We start from the raw sequence: 10718 nt of genomic DNA, 5'->3' as shown, positions 1-10718 counted from the left end.
TCGTAATATTCGCCAACGCCTTCCCAGACGGCCTCTTCCGAGAACAGCTCCATGATCAGGTCGATGCGTTCGGCATCGTCCTTGACGCCGTATTCCGGCAGAGGGGTGTCGCAGAGGAACATGTAGCGCATCTGGACATTGCGCACCTCGTTGGCGGCTTCGAGGTTTTCGATCCGGCGGGTCAACGTCGCGATGGTGGAATCCTGTGACATGTGCGTCCTTTCGGTTTGGAGCTGTCCCGCTCCCTGTCAAAAACAGACTCTGCGTAAAATTTATTCCTGTTCACGCGAGCTTGCTTCGATTTATTGCAGTAAAAATACCGTAAACTATTTTTAGGCCAACCCGTCTCGAAGGTAAAGAATATATTTCATTTTTCACTTGACTGTTCACGCTATTGCATGAAGTTTACCGTAAGAGGCCGGACACAAGGCCATAACACCCACAGGGATCAAAAGATGAACGCACAGGTTCCCAGCGCCGCGACGCTGGTTGGCAAGCTTTCCATCGGGGAAGCGGGGCCGACTGTTGTCGTCAAAGACTGCATCGATATTGCCGGCACGGTGACGGGCTGTGGCTCGCGCGCTTTTGCCGATGCGGCTCCTGCCGCACGCAATGCCGCTGTGATCGATGCGCTTCTGGAGGCGGGCTGCAAGATCATCGGCAAAGCCAATATGCATGAGATCGCCTTCGGGATGACCGGGGTGAACGGTTTCACCGGCACGCCGGTCAATCCGATGTGGCCTGATCGCATTCCGGGCGGTTCGTCGTCTGGCTCGGCGGTCGCCGTCGCGGCCGGACTTTGTGATTTCGCCGTGGGCACAGATACGGGCGGCTCCGTGCGCCAGCCCGCAACCTGCTGCGGTGTGATCGGGATCAAGCCGACCTACGGGCGCGTGAGCCGCGAAGGGCTGACCCCGGTGAACAGCTCGCTCGATTGTCCGGGCGTGTTCGCCCGCGACATGGACATGCTGAGCAAAGCCATGGCGGCGATGGACCCGACATTCACGCCCGAGACCCTGATCCACGCGCCGAAACTGGGCCGGATCAAATCCGAGGGTGTCGACGCAGAGGTCGGCGATCCTTTGGTCTATGCGCTGATGGATGCCTATCCGGACATGCCCTATGAACTCCTGCCGTCTTTCGCGGCGGCGTTTGATGCGGGCATGGTGGTGATGTCTCATGAGATGGCTCAGGCGTTCGGGCCGATGCTCGATGCGGGCGCGCCTTTCGGGCCGGACATCGCCGCCCGGCTTGCCAATGCGCAAAAGGTCACAGAGGCGCAGCGCGCTGAGGCGGAAGACATCCGCAGACGCTTTACGGCTGAAGTCGATGCGCTTTTGGACACCTATGACGCACTGGTCATGCCCTCGCTGCCGACCGTGCCGCCGACGCTTGATGAGGCGAAAGACCCGCAGAACGTCCTGTCTCTCACGCGCTTTCAACGCCCGTTCAACTTGTCGGGCCATCCTGCAATTACCCTGCCTGCACGCTCCAATGCCGGTCTGCCCATCGGACTTCAGATCATTGGAGGCAGGGGAGAGGACACCAAGCTTTGCGCCATCGCGAGCTGGATCGCGTCCTGCATTCCGCTGTTTCAGTCAAAGGACCAAGCCCAATGACCTATCTTTCGAAACTTGCTTTTGAACAGGCCGACACAGCCGCCTATGTCAGCGTGCTCGATGACATCCGAACCCGCCGGGCGGAGTTTGCCAAACTGCGCCACGTCCCGCTCGACATGGTGAAAAAACTGCAGGAGATCGGGGCATACCGCGCTTTCGTGCCGGCCCGTTTTGGCGGCGATGAGCTGAGCCCCGCCGATTTCTGCCGTCTGATCGAAGACATCTCCGCCGCTGACGCCTCGACCGGCTGGGTGGCCTCTTTCGGCGTCTCCGCGACCTATCTTGCGGCGCTGCCGCCGGAAACCTATGCGGAAATCTACGGCAACGATCCGGATGCGGTCTTCGCAGGCGCGATGTTCCCGCCGCAAAAGGCCGAGAAGGTCGAGGGCGGGTTCAAAGTGTCCGGTCGTTGGCCGTGGTGCTCCGGCATCATGGGGGCCTCCCTTGTCGGGGCTGGCATCAAGGTCGAGGGCGATGACACCCCGTTGCCGCGTGTCGCCGTCATGCCGCACGACATGGTGGCGGTGGATGAGACATGGAACACCATCGGCCTGTCCGCCACGGGCTCGCATGACGCCGTTGTCGAAGATGTGGTCGTTGCGCCCGAATGGACCTTTGTCCGGGGCGGCAAGCCGCTGATGGAAGATGCGATTTTCCGGTTCCCGGCGATGGCGCTCGCGGCGCAGGTTCTGGCCGTTGTGGCCTTGGGCGCGGCACGTGAAGCTTTGGATTTCCTCGTCGAAGACGCGCGTCAGCGCGCCTCGATCACCGGGGCTCCGAACCCCGGCGCACGCCCCTATGTGCAGGCCGAATTTGCGAAAGCCCAAGGGCTTCTGATGGGCGCACGCGCGGCGTTCTACGACACGATTGAGGCCGGGTGGGAGGAGTTGAAAACCACCGGAGAGGTCAGCCCGGACATGAAGATCCGTCTGCGTCTTGTCGCGACGAAAGCGGCGCGCGACGGGGCGGAGGCGGCACGCATCGCCTTTGTCATCGGCGGCTCCGGCGTGATGGCGACGGGTCATACGCTTGGCCGCTGTATGTTGGATGCCGCTTGCGTGGCGCAACACGCGTTCATGGGCGAGGGCACTTGGACCGCGGCAGGGGCCGGGTTCTTCGATCAACCGATGATGCCGGGTTACCCCTGACGGGGTGGGGCCGGGCTCCCCCTGACGGGGCGCTTACCCCCAACGCCGTCCCACTTCCCAGATAAATATTCCAGATTTTCCTTCAGAGAGGACCAGACATATGAGCGACCAGAAACCGATCCGCACCCTGCTGTGCTTCAACAACCACGCGGCCTTTTTCAACCTGCCGTTCGACCAGATCGGCCCGGTTTGGAAAGCGACCCAGGAGCTGATGTTCAAGATCGACCAGATGGAAGGCGTCGAGATCGTCGGCACGTTTGACGACGACCAGACCTTTGTCGGCGCCTCTGTGGGCTTTCCCTACACATGGTACATCATGGCCGACTTCCCGACCCGCGAGGATGTCATGGCCGCCTGCAACCTGCTGCGCACCATCGTGGTGGGCGAGGGCAATGACCGTCTTTGGAAATACATGACCGTCGAAGCGCGCATGGGCCGTGCGCTCGAGATTCCGCAACTGTAATTTACCGGGCCTTTGCCCGTCTTTTGAAAAGGAGCTGACATGTCCCTCGATATGCCGAAGTTCAGCGATCTCGAAGCGCTCTACGACGAGAAGAACGCGCTGGTTGCGACCGAAATGTACGAAGATCCCGAACTCTTCACCGAAGAGATGGAGAAGATTTTCAAGAACACCTGGGTCTGGGTCGCGCATGAAAGCGAGTTTCCCGACAAAGGCTCGTTCAAACTGTCTCAGGTCGGCCTTGAGCCGGTGATCGTGGTGCGCGACCGCAAGGGCAAGATCCATTGCATGGTCAACCGCTGCCGCCACCGCGCTGCGACCGTCTGCGAAGTGAAGAAGGGCAAGACCTCTTCGTTCCAGTGTCCGTATCACGGCTGGGGCTATGGCCTCGACGGTTCGCTCCGCGCGCTGCCGTATCCGGAGCAATACGGCGACGATTTCGACAAGACGCAGCACGGTCTCATTAAACTGCGCACCGAAGCCTATAACGGCATGGTGTTTGCGACCTTCAAGGAAGACATCGAGCCGCTCGAAGACTTCCTCGGTGAAGGCGTGCGCAAATACATTGACCTGTTCATGAAACAGGGCGGTGGTTTCCCGGTGAAGGTGCTGGGCGAGCATCAGTTCTCCGTTCCGATGAACTGGAAAGTGCAGCTTGAGAACACCACGGACGCCTATCACTTCCCGATCGTGCACAAGTCCTTCATGCAGACGCTCGACGGGCAGACCGAGGATATGTTCGACTTCCTCGACAAGGGCGTCGGCTATGTCGAGGACCTGGGCAACGGTCACTCCGTGATGACCATGATCCCGGAACTGGTCGATCTCGACGAGAACCTCGACGCGCCGATCCCGGAACGCTTCGCCGATCTGGCGCAGGAGTTGCGCGATGAGGGCTATCCGGAAGATCAGGTCAAGAAGATCGTCCGCGCGGTGAGCGGGGCGGGGTTCAACCTCAACCTCTTCCCGAACGTGTCCTTCTCGCTCGCCTTCTTCCGCGTGCTGACCCCGATCTCCGTGGAGCAGACCGACATCCGTCACATCGCCATCGGCATGGACGGCGGCCCGGAGGCCGCGAACCAGGCACGTATCCGTCTGCACGAACATTTCCAAGGGCCGATGGGCTTCGGCTCCCCGGACGATGCCGAGGTTTGGGAACGGATCCAGCGCGGCACCAAAGGTGGCCCGGACCTCAAGATCCTCGTGAACCGCGGCATGGTGGACGAAGAGCCGGGCGAGTTTGGCCCGCGCGGTCACATCTCCGCCGAAACCGGCATGCGTGCCGCTTATAAAATGTGGAAAGGGATGATGTCGAAATGACCGAGATGAGCAAAATCGACGCCAAATCCATGCTGGCCGACGCGACCGCCTTCATCTGGGCCGAGAGCGCCATGCTCGACCTGAAGGAATATGACGACTGGCTCGATCTGTGGTCTGACGACGGGCTGTATATCATGCCCATCGGCGACACGGTGGATTTCAAGAACTCCGTCAACCTGTGCTACGACGACGCCAAAATGCGCCGCGACCGGATCGGTCGGTTCCATGCCGGGTTCTCGATTTCCTCCGCGCCGCCCGCGCAGACGGTGCGCACCCTGTCGCGGTTTCGCATCGAGGCCGCTGAGGGCGATCTGCTCACCGTCACCTGCGCGGAACAGCTGGTCGAGGACAAATTCGGCCGCCAGCGCATCTGGGCGGGCAATGTCGAATATATCCTCAAAGTCACCGACACCGGATTCCGGATCCAGCGAAAGGTGATCCGTCTTCTCAATTCCGATGGGATGCTGAATTCGTTCAGCTATTTGTTCTGATGGTGGCCCCTTTGCCTGAGAAAACTCAAACGGCTGTTGTCACGGGCGGGGCCCGTGGCTTCGGCGCATCCGTCGTGCGGGCGCTGCACAAAGCGGGCTACCGCGTGGTGATTGCCGACATCAACCCGGGGGAGGAGGCCAAGGCTTTGGCGTCCGAGCTCGATCTCGCCGGGGAAACCGCGATCACCGCCACGCTGGACGTCTCCAAGCCCGAAGACTTCCAAAGCGTGCTCGACAAATGCATCGAGCGCTATGGCTCAGTCGAAGTGCTGGTCAACAACGCCGCCCGCACCATGGCGCAGCCGTTGATGGAGATCGACCCGGCCACGTTCAACGACATTATGGCGACGAACGCGGGCGGCACCTTTGCGGGCAGCCAGATTTTCGCGCGTCACTTCAAAGAGCGCGGCTATGGCCGGATCGTCAACATGGCCTCTCTGGCGGGGCAGAACGGCGGCACGGCGACGGGCGCGCATTACGCGGCTTCGAAAGGCGCGATCCTGACGCTGACCAAAGTCTTCGCCCGCGATCTCGCGCCCTTCGGCATCACCTGCAACGCCATTGCGCCGGGTCCGATGGACACGCCCATGGTACGCGGTGTTCTGGGCGACAAGATTGAGGCGGCGATTGCCAATATTCCGGTGCAGCGTCTCGGCGATCCCGACTTCGTGGCCCAGATGGTGGTGATGCTCGCCAGCCCCGAGGCGGCGTTTGTCAACGGCGCCTGCTGGGACGTCAACGGCGGGCTTTATGTGAGGTAACGATGACCGATAACGCACAAAATCTGAAAGTCATCGCCCGCATCGACGACAAGGGCGATATCGCCCGCATCCGGTTTGCGCCGGAAGCGGGGGGCACGATCCTGCCTTACGCGGCGGGCGCGCATCTCGATCTCTACCTGCCGGACCTCGACATGTGGCGGCAATATTCGCTTTGCTCCGATCCGGCTGAAACCGGGTTCTACGAGATTGGCGTTTTGAAAGATCCGAACAGCCGGGGCGGCTCCGTCAAGGTGCATGAAACGGCTGTGGACGGTGCGGTGTTCAAGGTCGAAGGCCCGCGCAACCACTTCCCGCTCGATGAGGGCGCCGAGACCACTGTTCTCTTGGGCGGTGGCATCGGCATCACGCCGATGATCGCCATGGCGAAACGCCTGCACGCGATTGGCAAGGACTTCACGCTGCATTACTGCACCCGGTCCGAAGGCGTCACCGCCTTCATGGACGAACTCAAGGGCTGCGGTTTTGCGGACAAGGTACTGTTCCACTTCGACGACAAGGACGAAGCGCAACGGCTTGATCTGAAACGTGATCTTCCTGCGCCCGATGCGTCTACGCATCTCTATGTCTGTGGTCCGCAAGGCTTCATGGATTGGGTGATCGACACCGCAGAAGGCGCAGGTCATGCGACCGCGAATGTGCACCGTGAATATTTCTCTGCCGATGTGGAACTCTCAGGCGACAGTTTCGAGGTCGAATGCGCGCAAAGCGGCGTGACCATCACGGTCGGCCCCGAGGACACCATCGCGAAAGCGCTGGCGAAAGAGGGCATCAAGATCGAGGTGAAATGCGAAGAGGGCGTTTGCGGCACCTGCCTGACCGACGTTCTGTCCGGCGAGATCGACCATCGCGATCAGTTCCTCACGGAGGAGGAACGCGAGGACGGCGACGTGATCTGCGCCTGCTGCTCGCGCGCCAAAGGTCCGAAACTGGTGTTGGATATCTGAGCCATGATGGACCTTACGCAAACCCAGCTCGATTTTCGCGAAGGCATGAGCCGGCTCGGCGCGGCGGTGAATCTCATCACCACCGACGGGCCGGCGGGCAAACATGGCATGACAGCCTCAGCGGTGTGTTCGGTCACGGACACCCCGCCGACGCTGATCGTCTGTGTGAACAAGACCGCCTTCACCCATGACATATTCGTCGAGAACGGCGTGCTCGCGGTCAATGTGCTGGCCTCCGAGCATCAGGAGCTGTCCGGCCATTTCGCGCGTTATGTCGAGGGGGTGGACCGCTTTTCTTTCGGAGACTGGGCCACGCTGGAGACCGGATCACCGATCCTCTCGGACGCCAATGTCGCCTTTGACTGCCGGGTGACAAGCCGCGTGGAGCAGGGGACGCATTCCGTGTTCTTCTGTCAGATCGAAGCGGTGCGTCTGGCCGAAGAAGCGCGGCACGGGCTGGTTTGGTTCAGCCGCGATTACCACCATCTGGTGACGGATCACGGCTGATGCAGATCGCGGCGCGGGGCTTGTCAGATCATGCGGGAGAGATCTTTGGAGATCTTCGCCAAAATCTCGTTGATGGTCTCAAGCTCGGCCGGAGAGGTGTTGTAAAAGCTCTCGTCGCGAATGCGGTTCACTTCGACCAGCGCCTTGGCGCGCAGCGCATCGCCCTTTTCGGTGAGGCACACCTCAGTCACCCGGCCATCGGTCGGACGCACCCGGGTCTCGACCAGCCCATCGCTGACCATGCGTTGCACGATTTTGGTCGTGGTATTGAGCTTCAGCGTGGAGAATTCCGCAATCTCGGACACCGACATGAATTGCTGCTGGTAGAGCGACATCAGAACCCGCCAGCGCGGCGCGTCGACGCCCATCGGCTTGAGGCGTTTTTCCAGCGCGCGGGTGTAATAGGCGTTGGCGCGGTCGATCCAGAAGTACGGCCAAGTGTCGCGGAAATGTTCGGGGTCCTGCTGATCTTGCGGCAGCTCACTCATCTTGGTCATCACCTGTGTCTGGCTTGGTCACACCCAAAGGCACATAGAGTTTCTTCAACAAAAACAAAATGTCCGATCAGGACGTCATAACACCAACACTCACCAATAGGGAATGTGAAAATGAACATGAAAATCAAAATGATCGCTTCCACAGCGGCTGCAATCACACTTTTCGCCGGCGCGACTCAGGCCGAAACGGTCCTGACCATGAACAGCTGGCTGCCGCCGACCCATCCGCAGGTCTCTGAACTTTTCGTGCCCTGGGCGGCCGATATCGAGCGTGTGACCGAAGGCCGGGTGAAGATCAACATGCTGCCCGCCCCCTTGGGACCGCCGCCCGCCGCGTTCGATCTCGCGAAGAACGGCGTGGCCGACATCACCTATTCCGTGCATGGCTACACGCCGGGTCGGTTCAAGACACCAATGATCGCAGAAATGCCCTTCATGTCAGACAGTTCGGTCGCCACCTCGGTCGCCTTCTGGCGCGTGCATGAGGCAATGCTTGAGGATGCGGGGGAATATGAGGGGGTGAAGGTTCTGACACTCTTCACCCATGGTCCGGGGGAGATTTTCTCGGCCAGACCGATCGAGACGCCCGAGGATATTGCCGGTCAGAAGATCCGCATCGGCTCGGCCTTGGCGCATTCGATTGCCAGCGATTTGGGCGCCGTGCCGATCGAGGGGCCATCCTCGAAAGCCTATGAACTTTTGTCGCAAGGCGTGGCCGATGGCATTTTCTTTCCCTATGAATCCGTGAACTTCTTTAATCTCAACGACATTCTCGACTACGGTTACACCGTGCCGGGCGGGCTTTATAACACTGCGATGTTCGTGGTGATGAATGACGCGAAATGGAACTCCATCTCGCCCGAGGACCAAGCCTTGATCGAACCGCTTCTGGGCGAGGCCTTTGCACGGCGCGCGGGCGAGATGTGGGACAAGGTCGATGCCGAGGGCCGCGTTTCCATGGAGGGTAAGATCACCCTCAAGGTTGCGACCGAGAGTGAAGTGGATGAACTGAAGACCCGGCTGCAACCCATTGTTGCAGAACGGATCGCTCAGGTGAGCGAAACGGGGATTGACGGGCAGGCCGCCTATGACATGCTCTTCGAAGAGATTGCCAAAATCGAGTCCGAAGAATGATCAACCTGTCCGAAAATATTTCTGGACCGCATGAGCAAGGGCTGCCTCCCAAGGTGGCCCGACCCATTCACACTGTGATCGCACTGGCCTGTTCCGTGCTGCTGCTCACAATGATGGGGCTGACGGTGACCGATGTTCTGGGGCGCTATCTGCTGAACAATCCTGTGAAGGGCGCAACGGAGCTCACCGAATTGATGCTCGCCGCCCTCATTTTCCTCGGCCTTCCGGCTGCGACGCTGGACCGTGAACATGTCACGGTTGACCTGCTTACGGACCGTCTGCCGCTCGCCGTCGAAAAAATCCGGCGCCCTGTGGTGCTTGTGCTGTCCTCGGGCGTGCAGGTGATGGTCGCCTGGCGCCTTTGGGTGACGTCTGATCAGGTGGCCGGTTATGGCGGCACCACGGCGACGCTCGAACTTCCGATCGCGCCGATCGGCTATTTTGCTGCCGCGCTTTGCGTGATCTCCGCACTGATCATGTTCGCGGAAATCTTTTACCCGATGAGAGGGAAAAACTGACATGTCCTTGCTTGCTCATTGGGAATTCGGGACGCTTGTCCTGTTTGTCATGCTGTTTCTGGGGGTGCCGATCTCCTTTGCTCTGGCGCTTCTCGGAACCGTCGGTACGGCCTCCATCATCGGCTGGTCTCCGTCCTTCTCGCTTCTCGGTCAGACCTATTTCGAACAGAGCCGCAGCTATTCGCTTTCGATCCTGCCGCTGTTTCTCATGATGGGGAATTTCGTGGTGCAGTCCGGCATCGCCCGCGATCTCTACTCTGCGGCCTATGCCTGGCTGCGGCACCGCAAGGGCGGTCTGGCCGTCGCGACCGTGGTCGCCTGTGGCGGCTTCTCCTCGGTCTGCGGTTCGTCTCTCGCGACCGCCTCGACGATGGCGAAAATCGCTCTGCCGAACATGCGCAAATTCGGCTACCCGGACAGCCTGTCGACCGCCTCCATCGCGGCGGGCGGCACGCTCGGCATCCTGATCCCGCCGTCGGTGATCCTCGTGTTCTACGGGATCATGACACAGCAGGACATCGGCAAGCTGTTCCTTGCCGGTATCATTCCGGGCATTCTCGGCGTGCTTCTCTACGCGCTCGCCGTTCGGATTTCGATTTACTTCGGGCATTTCGAGCTGCCGGTCGAGGACAAGCTGCCGCTCCGGGAGCGCCTCGTCGCGCTCAAGGGCGTGGCCGGTGCCTTGGGGCTTTTCGCCTTCGTCATGGGCGGCATTTATTTCGGGGTGTTCACCCCCACCGAAAGTGCCGGCATGGGGGCAGGGGGCGCCTTCCTTCTGGTGCTTTTGCAAGGTCGCCTCAACCTCTCCCAGACGCTTCTCACGCTCTATGAGACGGCAAAGACCACCGCGATGATGTTCTTCATCCTCTTCGGCGCGCTGACCTTTGCGAACTACGTCAACCTCTCGGGCATGAGCCGGGACATTCAGACGCTTGTGAGCGGGCTCGGGGACAACCCCTTTGCCGTTATCGCTGTGATTACGCTGGTGTATCTGGTTCTGGGCTGTGTGCTTGAAGGCCTCTCCATGATCACGCTGACCGTGCCGATCTTCTATCCGATCGTGGCCGCACAGGGCTTCGATCTGATCTGGTTCGGCATCTATGTGGTGATTGTAACCGAAGTCAGCTATATCACCCCACCTGTTGGGCTGAACGCTTTCGTTCTGAAATCCGTCGTCAAAGACGTCCAGCTCGGCACCATCTTCCGCGGTCTCGTGTCTTTCCTGCTGGTCGATGTGCTGCGCGTCGCGCTCATTCTGGCTTTCCCGATGATCGTCCTGCTTGTTCCCAACATGATGT

12 protein-coding genes and 1 pseudogene are annotated in these 10718 nt (G+C 60.3%); 11 read left to right on the top strand and 2 right to left on the bottom strand.

Translation table 11 applies throughout. The annotated features are described in order from the left end of the window. A pseudogene (locus ACYBHZ_RS19245) lies at positions 1-212 on the bottom strand (nuclear transport factor 2 family protein); the annotation flags it as partial. 243 nt (positions 213-455) lie between these two features. Here ACYBHZ_RS19245 and ACYBHZ_RS19240 point away from each other — a divergent pair. From ACYBHZ_RS19240 to ACYBHZ_RS19205, 8 genes are all read left to right on the top strand, one after another. After that, on the top strand, positions 456-1619 hold the full coding sequence (locus tag ACYBHZ_RS19240) for an amidase (RefSeq protein ID WP_460275938.1): 1164 nt from the start codon (positions 456-458) through the stop codon (positions 1617-1619). Further along, positions 1616-2767: an acyl-CoA dehydrogenase family protein gene (locus tag ACYBHZ_RS19235; RefSeq protein WP_460275937.1), complete on the top strand. Its 1152-nt coding sequence runs from the start codon at positions 1616-1618 to the stop codon at positions 2765-2767. Before ACYBHZ_RS19240 ends, ACYBHZ_RS19235 begins: the two co-directional genes overlap by 4 nt. 100 nt (positions 2768-2867) lie before the next feature. Continuing rightward, positions 2868-3230 carry a hypothetical protein gene (locus ACYBHZ_RS19230; protein ID WP_460275936.1) on the top strand — a complete coding sequence of 121 codons (363 nt, stop codon included), beginning with the start codon at positions 2868-2870 and terminating at the stop codon, positions 3228-3230. A 39-nt stretch (positions 3231-3269) separates the two neighbouring features. Beyond that, positions 3270-4547, top strand: a complete 1278-nt coding sequence (locus ACYBHZ_RS19225; RefSeq protein ID WP_460275935.1) for an aromatic ring-hydroxylating dioxygenase subunit alpha — start codon at positions 3270-3272, stop codon at positions 4545-4547. Beyond that, the gene (locus tag ACYBHZ_RS19220) at positions 4544-5038 is read left to right on the top strand and encodes an aromatic-ring-hydroxylating dioxygenase subunit beta (RefSeq protein WP_460275934.1); all 495 of its coding nucleotides are present in this window, start codon (positions 4544-4546) and stop codon (positions 5036-5038) included. The genes ACYBHZ_RS19225 and ACYBHZ_RS19220 overlap by 4 nt, the downstream gene beginning before the upstream one ends. Before the next feature lie 2 nt (positions 5039-5040). After that, positions 5041-5799, top strand: coding sequence for an SDR family NAD(P)-dependent oxidoreductase (locus ACYBHZ_RS19215; RefSeq protein WP_460275939.1), 759 nt, complete (start codon positions 5041-5043; stop codon positions 5797-5799). Between the two features lie 2 nt (positions 5800-5801). Then, positions 5802-6764 carry a PDR/VanB family oxidoreductase gene (locus tag ACYBHZ_RS19210; RefSeq protein WP_460275933.1) on the top strand — a complete coding sequence of 321 codons (963 nt, stop codon included), beginning with the start codon at positions 5802-5804 and terminating at the stop codon, positions 6762-6764. 3 nt (positions 6765-6767) lie between these two features. Further along, a complete protein-coding gene (locus tag ACYBHZ_RS19205; protein WP_460275932.1) occupies positions 6768-7271 on the top strand; it encodes a flavin reductase in 504 nt (167 codons plus the stop codon). Positions 7272-7294: 23 nt separating this feature from the next. Here ACYBHZ_RS19205 and ACYBHZ_RS19200 read toward each other — a convergent pair whose 3' ends face one another. Continuing rightward, entirely contained in the window at positions 7295-7768 is a 474-nt protein-coding gene (locus ACYBHZ_RS19200) for a MarR family winged helix-turn-helix transcriptional regulator (protein WP_460275931.1), read from the bottom strand. Between the two features lie 111 nt (positions 7769-7879). Here ACYBHZ_RS19200 and ACYBHZ_RS19195 point away from each other — a divergent pair, with 111 nt between their 5' ends. The 3 genes from ACYBHZ_RS19195 to ACYBHZ_RS19185 form a co-directional block, all read left to right on the top strand. Then, on the top strand, positions 7880-8902 hold the full coding sequence (locus ACYBHZ_RS19195) for a TRAP transporter substrate-binding protein (RefSeq protein WP_460275930.1): 1023 nt from the start codon (positions 7880-7882) through the stop codon (positions 8900-8902). Continuing rightward, positions 8899-9420, top strand: coding sequence for a TRAP transporter small permease (locus ACYBHZ_RS19190; protein ID WP_460275929.1), 522 nt, complete (start codon positions 8899-8901; stop codon positions 9418-9420). The genes ACYBHZ_RS19195 and ACYBHZ_RS19190 overlap by 4 nt, the downstream gene beginning before the upstream one ends. A gap of 1 nt (position 9421) precedes the next feature. Beyond that, positions 9422-10718, top strand: a 1297-nt coding sequence (locus ACYBHZ_RS19185) for a TRAP transporter large permease (protein WP_460275928.1), incomplete at its 3' end; no start/stop codon positions are given.

The sequence above is a fragment of the Celeribacter sp. ULVN23_4 genome (assembly GCF_054788345.1).
This window is presented reverse-complemented; position numbering and strand designations above follow the sequence as displayed.

Bases quoted from the DNA above. Each gene is read 5' to 3' on its own strand.
- ACYBHZ_RS19195 (WP_460275930.1), top strand. From the start codon at position 7,880: ATGAACATGAAAATCAAAATGATCGCTTCCACAGCGGCTGCAATCACA.
- ACYBHZ_RS19200 (WP_460275931.1), bottom strand. From the start codon at position 7,768: ATGACCAAGATGAGTGAGCTGCCGCAAGATCAGCAGGACCCCGAACAT.
- ACYBHZ_RS19225 (WP_460275935.1), top strand. From the start codon at position 3,270: ATGTCCCTCGATATGCCGAAGTTCAGCGATCTCGAAGCGCTCTACGAC.
- ACYBHZ_RS19230 (WP_460275936.1), top strand. From the start codon at position 2,868: ATGAGCGACCAGAAACCGATCCGCACCCTGCTGTGCTTCAACAACCAC.
- ACYBHZ_RS19240 (WP_460275938.1), top strand. From the start codon at position 456: ATGAACGCACAGGTTCCCAGCGCCGCGACGCTGGTTGGCAAGCTTTCC.
- ACYBHZ_RS19220 (WP_460275934.1), top strand. From the start codon at position 4,544: ATGACCGAGATGAGCAAAATCGACGCCAAATCCATGCTGGCCGACGCG.
- ACYBHZ_RS19235 (WP_460275937.1), top strand. From the start codon at position 1,616: ATGACCTATCTTTCGAAACTTGCTTTTGAACAGGCCGACACAGCCGCC.
- ACYBHZ_RS19210 (WP_460275933.1), top strand. From the start codon at position 5,802: ATGACCGATAACGCACAAAATCTGAAAGTCATCGCCCGCATCGACGAC.
- ACYBHZ_RS19190 (WP_460275929.1), top strand. From the start codon at position 8,899: ATGATCAACCTGTCCGAAAATATTTCTGGACCGCATGAGCAAGGGCTG.
- ACYBHZ_RS19205 (WP_460275932.1), top strand. From the start codon at position 6,768: ATGATGGACCTTACGCAAACCCAGCTCGATTTTCGCGAAGGCATGAGC.